The organism is Nocardia sp. NPDC050713 (genome assembly GCF_040654315.1).
GTDB lineage: Bacteria > Actinomycetota > Actinomycetes > Mycobacteriales > Mycobacteriaceae > Nocardia.
This window is the reverse complement of record NZ_JBFAHS010000003.1, coordinates 417,491-438,394: the sequence shown is the minus strand read 5'-3', so window position 1 is coordinate 438,394 and position 20,904 is coordinate 417,491. Positions and strand designations below refer to the sequence as shown.

20 protein-coding genes are annotated in these 20,904 nt (G+C 69.4%); 12 read left to right on the top strand and 8 right to left on the bottom strand.

The features are described 5' to 3' along the window. Positions 1-41: 41 nt before the first annotated feature. Together AB0H49_RS08530 and AB0H49_RS08525 are read right to left on the bottom strand one after the other, a co-directional pair. Positions 42-872, bottom strand: coding sequence for an SDR family oxidoreductase (locus AB0H49_RS08530; RefSeq protein ID WP_357248817.1), 831 nt, complete (start codon positions 870-872; stop codon positions 42-44). A gap of 67 nt (positions 873-939) precedes the next feature. After that, the gene (locus tag AB0H49_RS08525; RefSeq protein ID WP_357248814.1) at positions 940-2,511 is read right to left on the bottom strand and encodes a succinic semialdehyde dehydrogenase; all 1,572 of its coding nucleotides are present in this window, start codon (positions 2,509-2,511) and stop codon (positions 940-942) included. 149 nt (positions 2,512-2,660) lie between these two features. On the opposite strand from AB0H49_RS08525, the gene AB0H49_RS08520 reads away from it, so the two are divergent. Both AB0H49_RS08520 and AB0H49_RS08515 read left to right on the top strand, forming a co-directional pair. Continuing rightward, positions 2,661-3,350, top strand: coding sequence for a TetR/AcrR family transcriptional regulator (locus AB0H49_RS08520; protein ID WP_357248811.1), 690 nt, complete (start codon positions 2,661-2,663; stop codon positions 3,348-3,350). A 62-nt stretch (positions 3,351-3,412) separates the two neighbouring features. Continuing rightward, positions 3,413-4,069: a TetR/AcrR family transcriptional regulator gene (locus tag AB0H49_RS08515; RefSeq protein WP_355002437.1), complete on the top strand. Its 657-nt coding sequence runs from the start codon at positions 3,413-3,415 to the stop codon at positions 4,067-4,069. 92 nt (positions 4,070-4,161) lie between these two features. Here AB0H49_RS08515 and AB0H49_RS08510 read toward each other — a convergent pair whose 3' ends face one another. Then, complete coding sequence (locus tag AB0H49_RS08510) at positions 4,162-5,652, bottom strand: NAD(P)/FAD-dependent oxidoreductase (RefSeq protein WP_357248807.1); 1,491 nt, start codon at positions 5,650-5,652, stop codon at positions 4,162-4,164. 498 nt (positions 5,653-6,150) lie between these two features. Between AB0H49_RS08510 and AB0H49_RS08505 the strand changes: the two genes are divergently transcribed. The 10 genes from AB0H49_RS08505 to AB0H49_RS08460 all read left to right on the top strand — a co-directional run bounded on the left by AB0H49_RS08505 (position 6,151) and on the right by AB0H49_RS08460 (position 16,510). Beyond that, positions 6,151-7,200 (top strand): 3-oxoacyl-[acyl-carrier-protein] synthase III C-terminal domain-containing protein, encoded by a 1,050-nt coding sequence (locus AB0H49_RS08505; RefSeq protein WP_357248804.1) that lies wholly within the window; start codon positions 6,151-6,153, stop codon positions 7,198-7,200. A 9-nt stretch (positions 7,201-7,209) separates the two neighbouring features. Continuing rightward, entirely contained in the window at positions 7,210-8,124 is a 915-nt protein-coding gene (locus AB0H49_RS08500; protein ID WP_357248801.1) for a 3-oxoacyl-[acyl-carrier-protein] synthase III C-terminal domain-containing protein, read from the top strand. Continuing rightward, entirely contained in the window at positions 8,121-9,800 is a 1,680-nt protein-coding gene (locus tag AB0H49_RS08495; protein ID WP_357248798.1) for a fatty acid CoA ligase family protein, read from the top strand. Before AB0H49_RS08500 ends, AB0H49_RS08495 begins: the two co-directional genes overlap by 4 nt. Beyond that, positions 9,797-10,111 (top strand): hypothetical protein, encoded by a 315-nt coding sequence (locus AB0H49_RS08490; protein ID WP_357248795.1) that lies wholly within the window; start codon positions 9,797-9,799, stop codon positions 10,109-10,111. The genes AB0H49_RS08495 and AB0H49_RS08490 overlap by 4 nt, the downstream gene beginning before the upstream one ends. Further along, the gene (locus AB0H49_RS08485; protein ID WP_357248792.1) at positions 10,108-11,151 is read left to right on the top strand and encodes an NAD-dependent epimerase/dehydratase family protein; all 1,044 of its coding nucleotides are present in this window, start codon (positions 10,108-10,110) and stop codon (positions 11,149-11,151) included. Before AB0H49_RS08490 ends, AB0H49_RS08485 begins: the two co-directional genes overlap by 4 nt. Positions 11,152-11,164: 13 nt before the next feature. Beyond that, complete coding sequence (locus AB0H49_RS08480) at positions 11,165-12,358, top strand: peptide synthetase (protein WP_355002430.1); 1,194 nt, start codon at positions 11,165-11,167, stop codon at positions 12,356-12,358. Between the two features lie 96 nt (positions 12,359-12,454). After that, entirely contained in the window at positions 12,455-14,581 is a 2,127-nt protein-coding gene (locus AB0H49_RS08475) for an MMPL family transporter (protein WP_357248789.1), read from the top strand. 124 nt (positions 14,582-14,705) lie between these two features. Beyond that, positions 14,706-15,593 carry a universal stress protein gene (locus AB0H49_RS08470; protein WP_357248786.1) on the top strand — a complete coding sequence of 296 codons (888 nt, stop codon included), beginning with the start codon at positions 14,706-14,708 and terminating at the stop codon, positions 15,591-15,593. Positions 15,594-15,705: 112 nt separating this feature from the next. Then, positions 15,706-16,095: a hypothetical protein gene (locus AB0H49_RS08465; RefSeq protein ID WP_355002427.1), complete on the top strand. Its 390-nt coding sequence runs from the start codon at positions 15,706-15,708 to the stop codon at positions 16,093-16,095. Positions 16,096-16,204: 109 nt separating this feature from the next. Then, positions 16,205-16,510 (top strand): hypothetical protein, encoded by a 306-nt coding sequence (locus tag AB0H49_RS08460; RefSeq protein ID WP_357248783.1) that lies wholly within the window; start codon positions 16,205-16,207, stop codon positions 16,508-16,510. A 134-nt stretch (positions 16,511-16,644) separates the two neighbouring features. On the opposite strand, the gene AB0H49_RS08455 is transcribed toward AB0H49_RS08460, so the two are convergent. The 5 genes from AB0H49_RS08455 to AB0H49_RS08435 form a co-directional block, all read right to left on the bottom strand. Continuing rightward, a complete protein-coding gene (locus tag AB0H49_RS08455) occupies positions 16,645-17,286 on the bottom strand; it encodes an NAD(P)H-binding protein (RefSeq protein WP_357248780.1) in 642 nt (213 codons plus the stop codon). A 117-nt stretch (positions 17,287-17,403) separates the two neighbouring features. After that, the gene (locus AB0H49_RS08450) at positions 17,404-17,808 is read right to left on the bottom strand and encodes a hypothetical protein (RefSeq protein ID WP_355002424.1); all 405 of its coding nucleotides are present in this window, start codon (positions 17,806-17,808) and stop codon (positions 17,404-17,406) included. Between the two features lie 10 nt (positions 17,809-17,818). After that, entirely contained in the window at positions 17,819-18,499 is a 681-nt protein-coding gene (locus tag AB0H49_RS08445) for a DUF6745 domain-containing protein (protein WP_355002423.1), read from the bottom strand. Positions 18,500-19,031: 532 nt separating this feature from the next. After that, complete coding sequence (gene msrA / locus AB0H49_RS08440; RefSeq protein WP_355002422.1) at positions 19,032-19,547, bottom strand: peptide-methionine (S)-S-oxide reductase MsrA; 516 nt, start codon at positions 19,545-19,547, stop codon at positions 19,032-19,034. A 132-nt stretch (positions 19,548-19,679) separates the two neighbouring features. Further along, a complete protein-coding gene (locus tag AB0H49_RS08435; RefSeq protein WP_355002421.1) occupies positions 19,680-20,441 on the bottom strand; it encodes a hypothetical protein in 762 nt (253 codons plus the stop codon). Positions 20,442-20,904: the final 463 nt, after the last annotated feature.

Here is a 20,904-nt window from a genome sequence, read left to right as displayed (position 1 = left end):
CGCGCGTCCCCCTGGAACGCGCGGTCGTTCGTCGTCCGGGCCTACTTCTTACGTCCGGTGAATTCGTCCATCGAGTGGTAGACGCCCACCGTGTCGAGGAACAGATCGCGCAGCTTGAGCGGCAGGATGCCGGACAGCGCCCGGTTGAGGCGGGAGGTCCACGGCAGCACGACCAGCGCGTTGCCCTGCTTCATCTCGTTCCACGAGGTGTCGACGACCGCGTCCTGCTCGAGGATCGGGGTGAGCCAGAAACCCTTGGCGCCGTCGAACATTCCGGTGTTGATGTAGGTCGGGCACACGGTGGTGACCTTGACGTGGTCGTGGCCCGCCTGCTCGAGTTCCAGGCGCACCGAGTCGGACCAGCCGAGGGCCGCCCACTTGGACGCGGCGTAGACGGACATGCGCGGGTTGGCCACCAGGCCCGCGGACGAGGCGATGTTCAGCACCCGCGCCTGGCCGGTTCCACGCACCATGGCGGGCAGGAATTCGAGGGTGATGTACATCGGCGCGAGCGAGTTGATCGCCATCGTCTTGTCGATGTCGGCGCGGTTCTCGGTCTCCCAGAAGTAGGTGTTGCCGCGCACGATGCCCGCGTTGTTCACCAGGATGTCGATGTCGCCGACCGTCTCACGGACCGCGGTCGCGGTCTCGGCGATGGCGTCCCGATCCGACACGTCCACCACGTAGTGGTGGATCTCCGAGCCGCGGCCCGCGAGTTCCGCGGCGGTGCCCTTCAGCGCGACCTCATTGATGTCCCACAGCACCACCGCGGCGGCGCCCTCGCGCACCGCGCGCTCGGCGAACAACTTGCCCAGCCCCATGGCGGCGCCCGTGACCAGAATCTTCTTGCCCGCGACCGTGTCCAGCTTCATCCGTTCCCTATCCCTGCGTTCGTTTCCGGTGACGTCGCTCGTGACGACGGCGGTTTCTCGGCGCCGCCTACTTCTGTCGCAGCGCCTTCATGACGTTGAAGTAGAGCGTCATGGTCTTGGCCCACAGCTCCTCCGACATCCCGGGCAGCGGCGCGATCGGCAGCACGCGCTGCACCGCGATGGTCTGGGTGTCGATGTACTTGAGCAGGCCCTCGGGGCCGTGCCGCCGTCCGGTGCCGGAGATACCGAGCCCGCCCGACGGCGCGTCGGCGCTGCCCCACGCGGCGATGAAGCCCTCGTTGACGTTCACCGATCCGGCGTTGATGCGGGCGGCCACCGCCCGGCCGCGCGCCGCGTCCTTGGTCCACACGCTGGCGTTGAGGCCGTAGGCGGTGTCGTTGGCCGCCTCGATGGCCTCCTCGTCGCTGCCGACGCGGTAGACCGAGACCACCGGGCCGAAGGTCTCCTCGCGGTAGACGGTCATGCCGGGGCGCACGTCGGCGAGCACGGTCGGCTCGTAGAAGAAGGGACCGAGATCGGGGCGCGCACGGCCGCCCGCGAGCACCCGCGCACCCTTGGCCACCGCGTCGTCGACGTGCGCGCGCACGGTGTCCAGCTGACGCTGGAAGGTCAGCGAGCCCATGTCGCTGGCGTAGTTCAGCTCCGCGCCCAGCTCGATCGAGCGCACATTCGCGACGAATTCGGTGACGAACCGGTCGTAGACCGCCTCGTGCACGTAGACGCGCTCCATGGATTCGCACAGCTGTCCCGCCGAGGAGAAGCAGGCGCGGACGGCGACTTTGGCGGCCCGGGACACGTCGGCGTCGGCCAGCACCAGCAGCGGGTTCTTGCCGCCCAGTTCCAGCGAGTAGCCGATCAACCGCTCGCCCGCCTGCTGGGCGATGGTGCGGCCGGTGGCGCTGGAGCCGGTGTAGTCGACGTAGTCGGCGCGCGCGATGACCTCGCCGCCGATCACCGACCCGCGTCCCAGCACCGCCTGCCACAAGCCGCGCGGCAGTCCGGCGCGCACGGCGGCGTCGATGGCCCACAGTGCGGTCAGCGCGGTCTGGTTGTCCGGCCGTGCGACCACGGCGTTGCCCGCGACTAGGGCGGGCAGCGCGTCGGAGGCGGCCAAGGCGAGCGGGTAGTTCCACGGCGAGATCACCGCGACGACGCCCTTGGGCCGGTTCCGGACATCGACCTGGGTGAGGACCGGCAGCACGCCGCGCGGCTTGCGGGTCGCCAGCAGCTTCTCGGCGACCGAGGCGTAGTACCTGGCATTCACCGCGACATCGCCGACCTCGTCGAAGGCGTGCGCGCGGGACTTGCCGGTCTCGGTCTGCACGATGTCGAGGATGGCGTCCTGCTCGGCGAGCACGATGTCGTGGAAGCGGCGCAGCACGGCGGCGCGCTCGCGCACCGGACGCTGGGCCCATTCGCGCTGCGCGGCCCGCGCCGTGGCGAAGGCGCGCTCGATGTCGTCGGTGCCGGACTGCGGCAGCTCGGTGACGAACCGCCCGGTCGCGGGCGCGAAGACCTCGACCGCTGGGGCGCCGCCCGCGACGGCGTGCTCGAGCAGCGGCCGCACCAGGTCGGCGGGCAGTGCGGCCGGTTCGGCCAGCTTCGGGGCGGTCGTCATTGTCGGCCCTCTCGTGGGACGGATTCGGATGCGCGCGTCCAGAGCATTTACTGAACAGTGGTGTTAGATTAATCCTCGTGACGCGTCCCGTGTCAAGCTCTCCGTTGTGCAGCACAGACATGCCCGCCATCCAGCTGTGAGGCCTCACCATGCCCGCTGACGCGCCGACCCGCCGCGGCCGCCCGCCGCAGACCAAGGAGCAGGCCGAGGAGGTCAAAGCCAGGATCGCGCTCGCGACCGCGGAAGTGTTCACCCGCAACGGTTCTCGCGGCCTGAGCGTCGCGCAGATCATCGAGCAGGCCGGATTGGCGCGGCCGACGTTCTACCGATACTTCGGCAACGCCGCCGAACCGCTGCACGTGTTGCTGGCCGCGTCCAACGAGGGCTTGGTCGGCGGGATCCGCGCCGCGCTCACCGGCACCGACGAACCCGTCGAGCTCGGCATCCGGCTCATCGACGCCTACCTGGACTGGGCCCGCGGCCACGGCCCCATGCTGCGCCCGCTGTTCGCCGAACTGCACGATCCGGCCTCGCCGGTCTCCGCCTATCGCGAGCGCGCGCTCGACGACATCCGCGCGACCGTCCGCGAGACGTTCACCGAGCTGGGCAGGCCGGTGCCCTCGCCGCTCGATCTGGACGCCGCGCTGCACGTCTGCGAATACGTCGTCTACCGCATCTCCGCGGGCACCGCGCCCGGCGCCGAACCCGACGCCGAGACCGTCGACGCCGCGCGGCTCACCATGATCCGCGTCCTGCTCACCACGCTCGGCACCCGCGCCGACATCGAATACGCCCTCGACATCCCGAACCTCTTCCCCGAAGCGCCGACGCCTCCCTGATACGGCCCGAGGCCGGAAGTCGACCCCCGCCGGGGCCTGTTCGGGCATGAGAGGATCGAGGGATGGTCGCCGATTCCGACGAATCCTTCGCCCGAATGCGCAACTGGCGTGGGCTGGCCCCCGCCGAGCGAATCGCCACGCGCAGAACACAACTCGTCGAAGCCGCCGCCGAATTGATGGCGACCGTCGGCGCGTCCGAGATCTCCATGCGCGGGGTGTGCAGGCAGGCCGGACTGACCGAGCGCTACTTCTACGAGAGCTTCCCGAATCTGGACGCGCTGCTCACCACCGTGCTGGAGACGGTGGTCGTCGGCGCGCGGGACCACCTGCTCGACGCGCTGACCGAGGCGCCGATCGAACGCGAGGCGATGTTCCGCCACGTCGTCGCGGCCTTCACCGACTATCTGACCGAGGATCGGCGGCGCGGCCGGATCATGTTCGTGGAGTCGCAGTCCACCCCCGTGCTCGCGCAGCGCGGCGACGAACTCATCGAACTGTTCACCGCGCCCATCGCCATGACCATCGGCGCGGGCGACTACCGCGAACCCGGACCGGACCACCTCGACAGCGTGCTCAACGCGAACGCGATCTTCGGTGCGCTGGCCTACCTGTACCGGCCGTGGCTGGACGGCACGATCGACGTCCCGCGCGAGCGGTTCGACGAGCACGCCGCCCGCCTGCTCACCGCCATCGCGCCGATCAGGTCTTCCGACGCTTAGTCCCTGTCTCGAAGTCCGGCGGCGGGGTCGGTCGGCGGTCTCCGAACTGCGGCCGTGCGTGGTCCGTGGACGGACTCCGTCCAGCAGCACCCTTACTCGGCGGCCACCCGGTCGCGGAGCGCGGCGCGCTCGAATCGCATGGCTCCGTCGGTGATCGCGCCGTGGCGCAACGTGACCAGATCGCGCACGTAGTTCATGCGCAGTGTCCACGGCGCGCGATCGCCCTGCATCGGGAACATGGTCGCGGCGCGCAGCACGTAGCCGGGCATGAAATTGGTGAACAGCGGCGCCTTGCCGACCGAGGGATCGCGCACCGGCATGCAGCGGTCGTAGCCGTGCGCGTCCATGTGCCGCAGCAGCCGCACCACGTACTCGCTGACCAAGTCCGCCTTGAGCGTCCACGACGCGTTGGTGTAGCCGATCACGAAGGCGAAGTTCGGCACCCCGGACAGCATCATCGCCTTGTAGGCGAGGTGATCGGCCATGTCGACCGGCGTCCCGTCCACCACGAGCTCCATGCCGCCGAAGGCGAGCAGGTTCAAACCCGTTGCGGTGATGACGATGTCGGCGTCGAGGTGGTTTCCGGAAGCCAGCGCGAGCCCGCGCTCGGTGAAGGTCTCGACGCGATCGGTGACGATGTCGAGTCGCCCCTTGCGGATGGCGCGGAAGAAATCGCCGTTCGGCGCCAGGCACAGGCGCTGATCCCACGGGTTGTACTTCGGCGTGAAGTGGGTGTCGATGTCGAAGCCCGGCGGCAGCCAGCGCTGCTGCCAGCCGCGGATCCTGGCCCGCATGCGGTCCGGGTAGCGCTGGCTCAGCTGGTAGATCGCGGTCGCGATGGCCACGTTCTTCGCGCGCGCCACCGCGTAGGCCGCCTTGGCGGGCAACCATTTGCGCGCCCGGTGGGCAAGGTCGTCGCGTTCCGGCGCGGAGATGATGTAGCTGGGCGAGCGCTGCAGCATGGTGACGTGCGCGCCCTGCTCGGTCAGCGCGGGGCCGAGCGTCACCGCGGTGGCGCCGCTGCCGATGAGCACGACGTGCTTGTCGGCCACGTCCAGTTCGTCCGGCCAGTGCTGCGGATGAACGATCGGACCGGCGAAGCGCTCGGTGCCCGCGAAGTCCGGCGTGTAGCCCTCGTCGTAGCGGTAGTAGCCCGAGCAGCACCACAGGAAGCCGGTGGTCAGCGTGACCACCTCGCCCGTGTCGGTGCGTTCGACGCGCACGGTCCAGCGGTTGTCGGCCGAGGACCACTCGGCGCGCACGACACGGTGGTGGTAGCGGATGTGTCCGTCGATGCCGTTCTCGCGCGCGGTGTCGCGCAGGTAGTCCAGGATCGTGTGGCCGTCGGCGATCGCCTTGTCCCCCAGCCAGGGACGGAAGCGGTAGCCGAGGGTGTACATGTCCGAGTCGGAGCGAATTCCGGGGTAACGGAACAGATCCCAGGTCCCGCCGAGGGCCGCGCGGCTCTCCAGGACGGCGAAGCTGCGCCCGGGAAACGCCTGCCGCACGTGGTACGCCGCACCGATGCCGGACAGTCCGGCCCCGACGATGAGTACATCGACGTGCCCGGCCTCGGTCGTCATCACACGGCTCCTCCAATCTCCTGCGGACGGGTGCGGCGCCGCATCCGCGATAGGTCGAGCGTAGTCGGCGCTCCCCGGCGCATCGGCCGACGGTTCCCGCGCACAAGCGCGGGCGCCGCCGCGTGAACTCACTCACACGGGCCCGCACATCGCCCGCGCGCCGACCCGTCCAGCTACTCCGAAGCTCCGTTAGCGAATTGTTCGCCGTCACAACGGACCCTCGCCGCGCCGCCGCTCGCCCCCGTCGCACGGCACGCCCGGAAACGGGTGTCAGAACGGTGCGGCGCCCCCGACCGGCCACCATAGCGAGCCGCCATAGCCGGACGGTGACCAGTTAGTGATACCGCACGAAACAGATAGTTCGAACGCCCAACTGTCCCAGAAGGATTCGCGATTTCGGGCCGTACCCATTTCTAGTTACTCTCCGGTAGTGTTCCGTCACACCGACGATCAGAGAAGATCCGGAACCGTAACTGTCAACGATTCCCAGGAGCTCACGTGTCGCATTCTCGCTTCGAATCCATCGGCGCATATCTGCCCTCGAAAGTCGTCACCACCGAGGAGCTGATCGGGCGGCTGAAAGTGCCGCCGTCGTTCGATCTCGAGCGAATCACAGGAATCAAGGAACGCCGGGTGCACGATACGCGTCCGGATAGTTACGAGGATTCCTTTGCGCTCGCCATCAAGGCCGCCGAGGACTGTCTGTCCAGGTCACGGTATTCCGCTGCCGATCTCGACGTGATCATCTCCAGTTCGATCACCCGCAGCAAGCACGGTACCCGGGTATACATGGAGCCCTCTTTCGCCTCCTCGATCGCCAAGCACGTCGGCGCTCGAAAAGCGATCACTTTCGATATTTCGAACGCGTGTGCCGGAATGCTCTCCGGCACCTACATCCTGGATCGGATGATCCGCGCGGGCATCGTCCGAAACGGCATGGTGGTCAGCGGTGAGGCAATTACACCGATCTCCGAAACCGCGGTGAACGAGATTTCCGAGAAATACGATCTTCAGTTCGCCTCGCTGTCGGTCGGCGACTCGGGATGCGCACTCGTGCTGGACGAGGCGGTCGACGATGCCGACAAGATCCACTACATCGAGATGACGACGGCCTCGGAGCACTCGCACCTGTGCCTCGGCATGCCCAGCGGCCGGACCCCGGGCGTCGCGCTCTACACCGACAACCGCAAGATGCACAACGAGGCCCGGTTCATGCTCTGGCCGAACACCCAGGGCAGCTACCTGGAGAAGCAGGGCACGACCTTCGCCGACGAGCAGTTCGACTACATCATCCACCACCAGTTCGGCGCCGCGGCGGTCCCGTACGCCAACGCCATCGCCGCGCGCGAGCTCGGCACGCCGATGCCGCCGGACCTCAATGTCATCCACAAGTACGGAAACACCTCCACCACTTCGCATTTCATTGTGCTGCACGATCAGCTCAGCGATCAGAACATCCCGGCGGGATCGAAACTGCTGATGATTCCGGCGGCCTCCGGCGTCGTGACCGGCTTCCTGTCCACCACCATCTCCTCCCTGAAGGTCTGAGGTATCGACATGGGCGTGCGTATCAAGTCCACCGGAGTCAGCCGGACGGGCGACACCCACAGCATCATCACGCACAGCGGTCGCGCCGCGAAGCGCGCGATGGAACGGGCGGGCATTCAGCCCGAGCAAGTCGGTGTGATGATCAACGCGGGCGTGCACCGCGATTCGAACATCGTGGAACCGGCGGTGTCCGCGCTGATCCAGAAGGCGGCGGGCATCGGCCTGGAGTACCAGAAGGACGATCCGACCTCGTTCTCCTTCGATCTGATGAACGGCGCGATCGGTGTGCTCAACGCCGTGCAGGTGGCCACCTCCATCCTGGAGACCGGCAGCGCCGAGCACGTTCTGATCGTCTCCGGCGATACCCATCCGTCGCTGACCCGCGCGGTAGCCGACGACGAATTCCCTTACGCCACAGCGGGTGCCGCTCTGTTGCTGGAGCGCACCGACGAGCCCGAGGGCTTCGGCCGCGTGCACACCGCGACCGCCGAGGGCACCCCGGCCATCGAGGCCTACGTCGACACCGCCACCATGGGCACCGTCGGCCGCGGCCTGATGACCGTCGAGCGCGAGCCCGGCTTCGAGGACCGCCTGCTCGAGGTCGCGCTGGAGACCGCGCGCGCGGCGCTCGCCGACGCCGGCGACGCCGACCTGTCGGGAACGGTGCTCATCGCCTCCACACCGAGCGCGGAATTCCCGCTGCGGCTCGCGGATTCGCTCGGCATCGCCCGGGATTCGGTGCGCACGCCGGACCTGTCCTACGGCGACCCGCACACCGCCGCGCTGCCGCTGGCCTACGACCGCGCGGTGGCGCAGGAGACGCTCGGCGCGCACACGCGGGTGCTGTTCGTCGCGGCGGGCGCGGGTCCGTCGGCGGCGGCGGTGCTGTACCGGCTGCCCGCCCTCGTCGGGGCGCCCGCGTGACCGAAGGGAACTACTGGCAGGCCATCGACCGGTTCCGTGCGTTCGCGCGCACGGAGCCGGACCGCCAAGCGGTGATCTACCCCGAGGGGAAGAATCCCGATGGCCTGCCGGCCTATCGGCACATCAGCTATCGCGAACTCGACGAGTGGTCGGACGCGATCGCCGAGCGGCTCACCGCCTCGGGTGTCGGCACCGGCACCCGCACCATCGTGCTGGTGCTGCCGAGCCCCGAGCTCTACGCGATCATGTTCGCGTTGTTGAAGATCGGCGCCGTGCCCGTGGTCATCGACCCGGGCATGGGTGTGGGCAAGATGCTGCGCTGCCTGCGCGCGGTGGACGCCGAGGCGTTCATCGGCATCCCGCAGGCGCACGCGCTGCGCGTCCTGTTCCGCCACAGCTTCCGCGGCGTGCGCGTCGCGGTCACGGTCGGCAAGCAGTGGTTCTGGCGCGGCGAGCGGTTGGCGGACTGGGGCCGCCGCCCGCAGCGGCCGCTGCCGCAGCGGACCCCGGCCTCCCCGGAGAGCCTGCTGCTCATCGCCTTCACGACCGGAAGCACCGGCCCGGCCAAGGCGGTTCAGCTCACCCACGGCAATCTCGCCGCGATGGTGGAGCAGGTCGACACCGCGCGCGACCACGTCCCGCCGGACACCTCGCTGATCACGCTGCCGCTGGTCGGCGTGCTCGATCTGCTGCTCGGTGCGCGCTGCGTGCTGCCGCCGCTCATTCCCAGCAAGGTCGGTTCGACCGATCCGGCGCACGTGGTCGACGCCATCGCCAAGTTCGGGGTGCGGACCATGTTCGCCTCCCCCGCGGTGCTGATCCCGCTGCTGCGCCACCTGGAGCAGCAGCCGACGGCGCTGCCCACGCTCGGCAGCATCTACTCCGGCGGCGCGCCGGTGCCGGACTGGTGCATCGCCGGTCTGCGCGAGGTACTCGCCGAGGACGTGCGCATCTTCGCCGGCTACGGCTCCACCGAGGCGCTGCCCATGTCCACCATCGAATCACGGGAACTGCTCGATGGTTTGGTGACCAGGGCGCACCAGGGCGACGGCACCTGCATCGGGCGGCCGTCGGACCGGGTCGAGGCGCGCCTGGTGGCCATCACCGACGCGCCGATCCCCACCTGGGCGCACGCCGAGGAACTGGCGGGTGAACTCGAGAAGACAAGGGGCGTCGGCGAACTCGTCGTCTCGGGTCCGAACGTGAGCACCGAGTACTACTGGCCGGGGGAGGCGAACCGCCAAGGCAAGATCGTCGACGGCGCGCGGATCTGGCACCGTACCGGCGACCTGGCCTGGATCGATGAACAGGGCCGAATCTGGTTCTGCGGGCGCAAGAGTCAGCGGGTGGTGACAGCGGACGGACCGATGTTCACCGTGCAGGTCGAGCAGATCTTCAACACGGTGCCCGGCGTGGCCCGCACGGCGCTGGTCGGCGTCGGCGAGCGCGGCGCGCAACGGCCGGTGCTGTGCGTCGAGCTGAAGCCGGGCGCGGACCGCACCGCCGTCGAGCTGAAATTGCGCACCCGCGCCACCGAATTCGACCTCACCAAGCCGATCTCCGATGTGCTCGTGCATCCGAAGTTCCCGGTGGACATCCGGCACAACGCCAAGATCGGCCGTGAACAGCTCGCGGTGTGGGCGGACAAGCAGTGGAAAGCCGAGGCGCGACGATGAAAACTACCGCGCTACGCGCGATTCCGATCCTCGGCTGGCTCTACCTGGCGGCCGGTCTGGTCGCGGCGCGCACCGGACAGGCGCCGCGCAACCGGTGGCTGCGCGCCGTGTGGTGGATCGACGCGTTTCTCAGCGTGGTGGTGCACGCGGCGCAGATTCCGGTCGCGCTGCGCGCCACCCGCGGCACCGGGCATTCACCGTGGAAGACCGCGGTGCTGACCCAGATCTTCGGCCTGACCTGGTACGGCGCGAGCTTGGGCGCCGGGTCGGGCGACGGACTACCCAGCGATCATCGAGAGGGCGAGCGATGAAGATTCTCGTGACCGGAGCGTCGGGTTTCCTCGGCGGCGCACTCGTGCGGCGGCTGGTGGCCGACGGAGCGCACGACGTGCGAATCCTGGTGCGGCGCACCAGCAATCTCAACGATCTCGGCGACGCGCGAGAGCGGGTGGAGATCGTCTACGGCGATCTCACCGACGCGCCGTCGCTGGTGGAGGCGACCGGCGGCATCGACGCGGTCGTGCACAGCGCGGCGCGCGTCGACGAACGCGGCACCCGCGAGCAGTTCTGGGAGGAGAACGTCCGCGCCACCCAGCGGCTGCTCGACGCGGCCAAGCGAGGTGGGGCGTCGCGGTTCGTGTTCATCTCCAGCCCGAGCGCGATGATGGACTACCACGGCGGCGACCTGCTCGACGTCGACGAGTCCCTCCCCTACCCGCGCCGCTACCTGAATCTCTACTCCGAGACCAAGGCCGCGGCCGAACGCGCCGTACTCGCCGCGAACGCACCGGGCTTCACCACCTGCGCGCTGCGGCCGCGGGCGATCTGGGGCGCGGGCGACCGGTCGGGCCCGATCGTGCGGCTGCTCGGCCGCACCGCCGAAGGCAAGCTGCCGGATCTGTCGTTCGGACGCGAGGTGTACGCGTCGCTGTGCCATGTCGACAACATCGTCGAGGCCGTCGTGCTGGCGCTGGACACCGAGAATGTCGGCGGCAAGCCGTATTTCATCGCCGACGCCGAGAAGACGAACGTGTGGCAGTTCCTCGGGCAGGTCGCCACCGAACTCGGCTACCAACCGCCGACCAGGCAGCCGAACCGCCGGGTGCTCGACGCGGTGGTGGCCGTGATCGAGGCCGTCTGGCGGATTCCCGCGGTGTCCACTCGCTGGTCGCCGCCGCTGTCCCGCTACGCGGTCGCGCTGATGACCCGCTCGGCGACCTACGACACCGGCGCGGCCACCCGCGACTTCGGCTACCGCCCGATCGTCGATCGGGCCACGGGGCTGGCGAGCTTCCTCGCCTGGCTCGACACTCAGGGGGGCGTCCGCGAACTGACCAGGCATTTGCGCTGACCCGGAGGCAAACATGAGCAGCGACACCACCTTTCGTCGTCCCATCACCCCGACCGAGCGCCTGTACTTCGCCGCGCGAGAGCTCGCTCCGCCGTTCCTGATGCAGGTGGCGGTGCACGGGCAGGGCACGCTGGACCCCGCCGAACTCCAGCGTGCGGTCGACACCGTCGCGGCGGCCATCCCCGGCTCCCGGCTCGTCCGCGACGGCGTCGAATGGGTGGACTCGGGCCTCGCGCCCACCGTGCGGGTCGTCCACGGCCACACCCTGACCTACCCCGAGCTGGAGAACGACCCCGTCCTCAACAGCCCGATCGGTCCGACGCCCGACCGCACCTGTGAAGTCCTGCTGCTCACCGCGGATCCGGTGACCATCGTCTTTCGCGCCTTCCACGGCGTGATGGACGGCATGGGCATGCGCATGTGGGTGGACGACGTGTTCCGCGCGCTGCGCGGCGTCGAGCCGTTCGGCGCGCCCGACCCGGTCGCGGACGCGGAACTGGTCGCGCGCATCGGCGCTCCCGGCAAGCCCTCGCTGCTGCTGCCGCTCTTCTCCTCGGCGGCCGGGCGCGGCAAGCAGGACCCGGGCGCGTCACGCTGGTTGCTGCGGCACCGCACGATCGATGCGACCGGCAAGGGCATCGTCGCGCGTGTGGCGGCGGTGCTCGCCGAAGCGGCGCAGGCCAAGTCTCGCTTCATGATTCCGGTCGACCTGCGCAGGCACGACCCCGCGCTGCGGTCCACCGCCAATCTCGCGTTGCCGCTGTTCCTCGACGTCGCTCCCGGCGACGACTGGAAGTCCGTGAACGACCAGTTGCGCGCTGGCCTCCGGGAGAACCGCGAGCTCAACCAGATGGACAACGGCGGGCTGACGGCGTTCCCGTCCGCGGTGGTGCGCGGGGTGATGCGCGCGGGCAACTGGGTCGGCGCCCGCCTCGGCCGGAATCTCGTCTCCGCCACGGTGACCCACGTGGGCGTCTTCGACCTCACGGAGATGGCGGTGCCCGGCTATACCCCGGTGTCCGTCCGGGTGCTGCCGCAGCACAGCGGGATGATGCCGCTGCTGTTCGGCATCGTGGAATCCGGTGGGCGGCTGGAGATCACGGTGTCGTGCCGCAACGGCGCGGGGGTCGAGCAGCGGCTGGAGGCGCTGCTGGATCGCCTCGTGGCCACCTTGGAACGCGAACTCGCGGCATCGTCGGCGCGCTGACTCCGGCATCTACGGCACAACCACTGCGGCACAGGAGTTTCCGATGAGCCACACCCATCCTTTCGTTCCGGGGGACGACCATCGGGCGGGTCCGCGATGATCGCGTGGGCCAGATTCGTGATGGCGCGGCCGCGCACGGTGCTCGGCGTCGCGGTGGTCGTCATGGGTTTGTGCGGGTTGTTCGGTGCGAGTGCCGCCGAGCAGCTCAGCGCGGGCGGATTCATCGACCCGAACAGCGAGTCCGCGCTGGTCGACCGGCTCGTCACCGAGCACTTCGGCCCGCAGAATCCCGACGTGGTGGCGATCTACACGGCCCCGGAGGGCCAGACACTCGCCGACATCGGGCCGCGGGTGCGCGCGGCGATCGCCGCCATCGACCCCGCGCTGCTGGCGCGGCCGGTCGAAAGCTACTGGAACAGCGTCCCGCCGCGCACCACCTTCCTGCGCTCGCCCGACGAGCGGCAGGCGCTGGCGGTGGTGTTCACCGCGGGCGATGACACCGAGCGCGTCGCCGCCTATCCGAAGCTCGAAGCGGCGCTGCGCGTTCCCGGCATCGAGACCGAACTGTCCGGCTACAGCGCCGTGTCCACCGGGATCACCGCGCAGTCGCAGCGAGATCTGCTGGTGGCCGAGTCGATCTCGCTGCCGGTGACGCTGCTGGTGCTGGTGCTGGTGTTCGGCGGGGTCGCGGCGGCCTCGCTGCCCGTCGTGGTCGGCATGCTCGCGGTCGCCGGTGCGATGGGCGCGATCCGGGTGCTGAGCGAAGTGACCGAGGTGAGCACCTTCGCGGTCAACATCGCCTCGCTGCTCGGGCTCGGCATGGCGATCGACTACGGGCTGTTCCTGGTCAACCGGTTCCGCGAGGAGATGGCCGACGGACGCGACGTGCCGAAAGCGATCGAACGCACCTGCGCGACCGCGGGCCGCACCGTCGCGTTCTCCGCGCTTCTGCTGATCTGCGCGTTCGCCGGAACCTTCGTCTTCCCGCAGGCGGTGTTGCGCTCCTTGGGTTTCGGCGCCATCGCGGCCGTCGCGCTGGCCGCCGCGCTCTCGCTGACCGTGCTGCCCGCGATGCTCGCCTTGTTCGGTCCCCGCATCGGTCGCGCGCGGACATCCGAACGCACCGAACGGTTCTGGGGTCGCGTCGTCGGCGCCGTGCTGCGCAGACCGGGTGTGGTCACGATCGCGGTGGGCGCGGTATTGCTCGCGCTGGCCGCGCCGCTCAGCGGCATCCGGCTCGGCGACATCGATCACCGGGCCCTGCCCGAAGGCCACGCGATGCGCGAGACGGTCGAACGGCTCACCGCCGAATTCCCCGCCGCGAGCAGCGGTGTCACCGCGGTGCTGCGCGGGGTGGACGGCTCGGTGCCCAACGCCGCCGCGGTCGACGAGACGCTGCGCGCGCTCGGCGAGGTGCCCGGCGTGCGCTCGGTGCTGCAGGTCGGGCGTGCCGAGGATTTCGTGGTGCTGCACGTCTTCCTGACCGCCACCGACCGCAGCGAGGCCGCCACGGCCGCGGTGCTCGACATCCGCGCCCTGGAGCCCCCGCCGGACACCGTGATTCGGGTCGGCGGCGACACCGCGGCCACTCGCGACAGCGTCGACTCCATCGTGGCGCGGATGCCGCTGATGGTGCTGGCCATGGTGCTGGCGACCATGGGCCTGTTGCTCGCCGCCTTCCGATCGATCATGTTGCCGCTCAAGGCGGTCGGTATGGCGTTCCTCAGTCTCGCCGCGACTTTCGGCGTGCTCACCTGGATCTTCGCCGACGGCCACCTCGCGGGACCGCTGGGCGTCAGCGTCGGGCCGATCGCCGCGGGCATGCTGGTGCTGATCATCGCGGTGGTCTTCGGACTGTCCACCGACTACGAGGTGTTCCTGCTCTCGCGGATGGTCGAGGCGCACAACACCGGCGCGGACACCGCCGAGGCGGTGCGCATCGGGACGGTCAAGACCGCACGCGTCATCACGGCGGCCGCCGTGCTGCTCGTCCTGGTCACCGGCGCGTTCACGCTCTCGCCGCTGACGCCGATGCGGTTCCTCGGCCTGGGCATGATCATCGCCCTCGTCATCGACGCGACCTTGGTGCGGATGCTGCTCGTTCCCGCGCTCGTGCAGTTGATGGGCGAGGCCAACTGGTGGGTGCCGGGCGCGAAGCGTCCGCGCCGCCACGTCGCCACCGTGCTGGAGAAGACCGGGGAGCCCGCGGCCACGTCCTCCTGAGCGAGCGCGATCTTCGACACCGGAACACCTGCCACCGCGCGCGGTATCGTCGCGGGAGGTGACTTCGGTCCACCGCGGTTTTCTCGAGGTCAGGCATACGCGCGGCACACGGGAGGAGACGGTCATGGCGGAGAAACCGGCGGTCTTGGTGGGCGTGGACGGTTCCGCGGGGTCGACGGCGGCGGTGATCTGGGCGGCGCAGACCGCCGCGCGGCGTCGGGCGCCGCTACACCTGCTGCACATCGTCGACGTGGTGGCCGACTACGGTCCCGGCGCCACCGAGCCGCTCACCGCGACCGATTACGCGCTGCTCACCGAGCACGGCCGGACGCTGCTCGACACCGCCGCCAAGCAGGCCGGGGAGGCCGCGGCGGAGTTCGGTGGTGTCGCGGTCGGCACGGAGCTGGTGCAGGCGGTGACCACACCGACCCTGCTGCAGCACACCGAAGGCGCCCTCATGGTCGTCGTGGGCACCAGGGAGCGCGGAACCTTACGGCGGGCGCTGCTCGGTTCGGTCAGTTCGGTGCTGGCGCGGCGCGCGCACTGCCCGGTCGCGGTCGTACGCGAGGGCATCGAGCTCTCGCCGGAGGTGCGGGCGCGGCCGGTGATCGTCGGCGTGGACGGCACCGAGGTGAGCGAGCCCGCGATCGGCATCGCGCTGGCCGAGGCGGCGGCGCGGGAGGTGGACGTCGTCGCCCTGCACGTCTGGACCGGGGTCGAGCTGCCCGAACGCTACGGATCGGCCCCGGAGGCGAGCGCCGCCGACATGGAGTACGTGCTGGCCGAGAGCCTCGCGGGCTGGCAGGAGCGCTTTCCCGACGTCCGCATCCACCGGGAGGTCGTCAAGGATCGGCCGGAACGCGTGCTGCGCGAACGTTCCGAGGACGCGCAGTTGCTGGTGGTCGGCACGCGGGGGCGCGGCGGGTTCACCAGCATGTTGTTCGGCTCGACCAGCCAGTCGCTGATGCTCTCCGCGGACTGCCCGGTGATCATCGCCCACGACGCCGACTGAGCCGCCGCGGCGTCTTTCCGCGATCCCCGGGGCGAATTCGTGTTTCGATGGAACCGGTTCCGGCGCCAGTGCGTCTCATTCATCGACGGAACCAGTGGAAGGGGCGACCGCTATGGCCGTGGCAAGCCCGTTCGGGGCATTCATCGAAGGCGCCAGAACCGGTGCGCTACAAGTGCGTCTGGAACCGCAGGTCTTCGTCGACCTGGATCGCGCCTGCCAGGAGCTGGCCGACGCGCTGACAGGCGCGCGACACGACGCACAGTCGCTCGGTGAACTCGGCGCCTGGGGGCTCGGCGAGGACAATCCGCGACTCTGGTCGGCGATCGAGTTGGTGGAGTTGTTCCGGGAGAAGGCTTTCGGCGGGCCCGGCAGTGCCTACGACACGATCGGCGAGTACGTAGCGGTTGTCGATGAGATCCGAACGTTGTTCGGCGTCATCCGCGAGACGTTCGAGCGAACCGACGCGGAGTTCGCCGCCCGGATTCGGGAGATCACGGGATAGAGGTCTCGCGACCGTGACGCCAGTCACAAATTCGGCCCGGAGGGAACCGAATTCGATGTGCGACGTCCAATGCCAGGACGGACAACGTATTTCGAGACAGGACGACGCATTGAAGCTTCGAACCGCCACCCTCCTCGTTTCCGCCGCGCTCGCGGTCTTCGGCGCGGTCACCGCGGGACCGGTCGCGGCGGAGCCGCTGGCCCACCTCGCGCCGACGGCTCACCATGACCACGACCCGTCCCACCCGGCCAACGGCTGCCCGCCGCCCCCGCTGGGAGCGGACGGCAAGCCATTGCCCCCGCCGCTGGGTCCCGACGGTAAGCCGCTGCCCCCGCCGCTCGACGCCGATGGCAAGCCGTGCCCGCCGCCGCTGGGCCCGGACGGCAAGCCGCTGCCGCCGCCCGGACACCACTGATTCGCGGCGGATCAGGGAAATTCGGCGCCGAGGTAGTCGCGGCCTCGGCACCGATCCCACCGCGCGACACTACTTCTCACGCCGCGGCGCCACTCCGCACGCGCGGCACCACTCCGCACGCCCGGCACTACTTCTCACGCCGCGGCGACGGTGAACCTGGCGCCGCCGTGCACTGGGCGCTCCGCCTCGTCCAGCAGTGCGACGGCGAAGTCCTCCATGGAGATTCGGGAGACGCCGTCCGGATCGCTGAGCAGTTCGTCGCCGCCGAGGCGGTAGTCACCGGTCCGCTCGCCGGGCAACAGTTCCGCGGGCGGGCTCAGGTAGCTCCAGTTCGCGGTCGGCGCCGCACGGCACACGGCGAGCTGCTCCGCGCAGGCCTGCGCGATCGGGCGCAATTCCGCTGGGAAATCCGGCATCTCGTGCAAGGTCATCCCCTCGGCGCCGGGAACGAGCAACGTCGACGCGCCGCCGACCACCAACAGCCGCACCCCGGTCCGCGCCACGCCCGCGAGGATCGCCGCCGTCGTCTCCGGCAGATCGGCTTCCCGGCCGGGCGCGGGCCGGGTGGCGGTGATGACCAGATCCTGCCCCGCACTGAGAGATTCGACATCGTCCACTTTCGCGGCGTCACCCGCGCGGACCTCGACTTCCGCCGGTAGGCCCGTCGCCCGTTCCGGGTTGCGCACCACCGCCGTCACCTCGTGCCCGCGGGCGAGCGCCTCGGCAACGACCCGACGGCCGACTTCCCCCGCCGCTCCGAACACCGTGATCCGCATCGTCAGAACCTCCTCGTCGCAAGAATCTCTTAGCGCTAAGTAATTTATCTCAACGCTAAACTATTCCGCAATCGGCATGTCCGACACCGCGTGAGCGCGCGCCGCTCCTGCTAGCTTTCAGTCGGCCACCAGGCGGGTCCGGTAGTTGCCGTGCTCGCGCTGGCGACGAATCACGTAGCACCCCGGTGCGGATCCGGTGGCTCCGTGTTCGGGATGCATCAGATAAGCGACTCCGAGGGCGTCGAACATCCCCAGCGCCAAGCCGGTCGGATCATTGAGCGCGGGCGTCCACAGGCAGGTGCCGTGTTCCGCCACTAGCGTGTGCGGGTTGCCGCCCGCGGCGCCCCGAAGCACCTCGATTCCGCTCGGCGGAACGTCGCGCCATCTCGCGTCGGTTCGAAGAGTCACCTCATCCGCCATTCGCGCGGGAATGACGAGAAGGTCGCCTTGGGCGTGCATGCCGTCGATGATCGGAATGCGCAGCGACTGCTCGAGCTGTTCGAGGGCAAGGGAATTGGTCATGAGTATCACCTCAGGTGCGATGGAGGAGCTGGGAGTACTGCGCGCGGCTCAGGCCGTAGGTCCAGGCGGCCGCGGCGATGGGGTCGTCGAAATGGCCGGGCACGGTCAGTCCGTAGCGGCGGCGGGTACCGTCGCGTTCGACCGAGCCGTTCACCGCGACCAAGACGCGTTCATTGCGGGGCAGGTCGTAGAGGAGCAGTTCCGAGCCGTGGTTACCCGGGTCGGGCGCGGTGGCCAGCAGCCGCATCCCGGCCTGCTCGAGATAGGCGGGCCAGCCGAGATTCTCGATGGCGCAACGCCGTACCTCGATGTTGGTTTCGCGATCGATGGCGGCGGCGGTCGGGGCGGTGATCACCCACTCGGGAATCCGCGTGCCGTGCCAGAAGTACAGCTCCCAGCCATCGCGGTAGCGCACGGCGGGGCCGTCGGCGCAATGCGGTCGCACCCTGTCGAGGTCGCCCGCGGTCTCGGTGCGCAGCGTCTCGGGTGGGTCCGACACGACGCACACCCCGTCGTCCGGCCACCACCACGGTCCGCACGCAGCCGCTGTCGCGGCCCAGGATTCCCACAACCGCCCCACACGGTCACGCCTGCCCACCAGACACTCCGACCAGGCCGGTAGCCAGCCGACCTGAAACGCGCCCTGCCAATTCAGCAGTAGGCTCGACGGCCGATCATGCGCCGCGTTCATGATGGGCTGCACGCAGCTGCCCCACGACGACCACAGCGGCGCGCTCACCCACATCTCGAACAATCGATGTGTCGCACCGACAAGCGGCCATTGTTCCAAGCCGAGTGACGAAAGGGTCTGCGGTACGGGGTGAGCGAGGCCACCCATATTCTGCTGCAATTGGCCGGACCGCCCCGGCTCGCCGGTCGTCAACGCGACCAACGGCGAAGAGACCCAACGGAATCGGGGTGGGTCGAGTCCGACCAATTCGTAGAGTTCGGATATCGCCGCTTCGGCGGCTGGACGATCGGCCGGTTCGGTGGACAGCATCCGACCGAGCCACTGACGACGGATTTCGGCAGCTTCCCGCTGCGAGTCGACACTCACCGGATGACGGTGGTGTCGTCCTTTCCAACGATCATGACGACAAGGGTGACAGACCGGCCGCGATTCGGCAACGGTCGGGTCCGCTGCAAGACGCAGGCGGGCACCATATTTCGGTGCCCGCCTGGGTTTGCCAGCTCATAACCCGGCCCGGCTCGACGCAGGACTACTACTGCGCCGTGGTCTGCCGCTTCGGCAGCTTCCACCCCGGACGCGGGAAGTGGCAGGTGTATCCGTCCGGGTAGCGCTCCAGATAGTCCTGGTGCTCCGGCTCGGCCTCCCAGAACTCGCTGGCCTGGGTCACCTCGGTGACGACCTTCCCCGGCCACAGCCCGGAGTCGTCGACGTCGAGGATGGTCTCGAGCGCCGTCCGCTTCTGGTCCTCGTCCAGATAGAAGATGGCCGATCGGTAGCTGGTGCCGATGTCGTTGCCCTGCCGATCCTTCGTCGTCGGATCGTGGATCTGGAAGAAGAACTCCAGCAGCGCCCGATAGTCGGTCCGCTCCGGGTCGTAGACGATCTCGACGGCCTCCGCGTGCCCCGGATGATTCCGGTACGTGGGGTGATCGTTGCGCCCACCGGTGTAGCCGACCCTCGTCGACAGCACCCCCGGCTGCTTACGAATCAGATCCTGCATGCCCCAGAAGCATCCGCCGGCCAGAATCGCCTTCCGCGCGTCGGTCACGCGTCCTCCTTCGCAGCTTGTACTTCCCGAAAGCCATTATCGGCCCCACGTACAACCCACGCCCCTGCGAGAAAAGTCCCATCTCGACAACCGCCACACCCCGCGCGGCGGCGAGGGGCCGCTCACTTGTGATCAGGCGAGTTGCGAACCCACCGCGCCGCCGATCAGCCCACCGACCGCGGCGGCGGGGATGCCGAGCGCGGCCGCGCCGACCGCGGCGCCGACCGCGCCACCCGCGGCCGTTCCCACCCCGCATGCCATGGTTCCGACGCCGGCGCCGATCAGCCCGCCGCCGACCCCGCCGACCACCGCCGCCGGGACGCCCGCGATCGCCGCGCCGATCAGCGCGCCGCCCGCGATGTTGCCCGCCCGGCGCGCGTCGACGCCGAAGCCCTGCGTCGCCGCCGCGACATGGGCTTCGAACTCGGCGACACCGTGGTTCACTCCGGCGAGCACGTCGGCGGGCACCTCGTGCGGAACCGGTGCGCTGAACGAGCCGACACGCAGCGTGGGCGGCGGCGCCACCTCGGGCGCGGGTGGTTCCTGCGGCGCTTCCGGCGCGCTCTGCGGAACCGGCTCCGGCTCCTCGACCGGGTCGGCGTAGTCGAGTCCGGGCTCGACCTGCGGTTCTGGAGACGGCTGCTCCGGCGCGGGCGGCACGACCGGCTGGACCGGTTCGGTGGTGACACCGGGCTGGATGGGCGTCCCCGGCGCGACCGCCGGTTGCACCGGCTGCTCGGATTGGGTGATTCCCGGCGAGGTCGGCGCACCGGTCGGGTCCGCGGTCGCCGTCCCCGCGCAGACCACGGCTAGCGCGATCGTCCCCGCGCCGACCATCGGTCGGACGGCGTTGCGCGCGCCGGAGTTCTGTACCCGTCGATGCCGACCTGCCACGGCAAATACTCCCACTGCTCGAGGTGAATCACTCGGAGAGCACTGTCGACCGCTCTCGCGGTGAACGCTGTTCCCGGCCAGTAAGTTACAGCACAATCGGCCCGGCCGACATACCACCGGAAAGACGCCAGGTACCCGCCCCTAAACGCCAGGTCAGAACGTCGGCACGGTGCGTTCGGTCGTCAGATCGGCAACGCGCCGCCACATTGCAGCTCCCATGCTCGAAAACCTCGAGCCGGAGGCGGTTCAGCCTCCAGTGATGTGGTTCGGTCGAGGTGTCGCGGTGGTGGCGGCCGAAATCTCGTTGGCAACGTGTGGGCGACTCGGATATCGTCACGAGCGTGTATGTAGGCACCGCGATGATGAAGCCTTGGTCGCTCCGCTGACGGCGGCGATCCGAGTTCTCACAATCTTCTGACGCCGCCGTCCGGGTAGTCGTGCCGGGCGGTGATCGTGCCGTCCC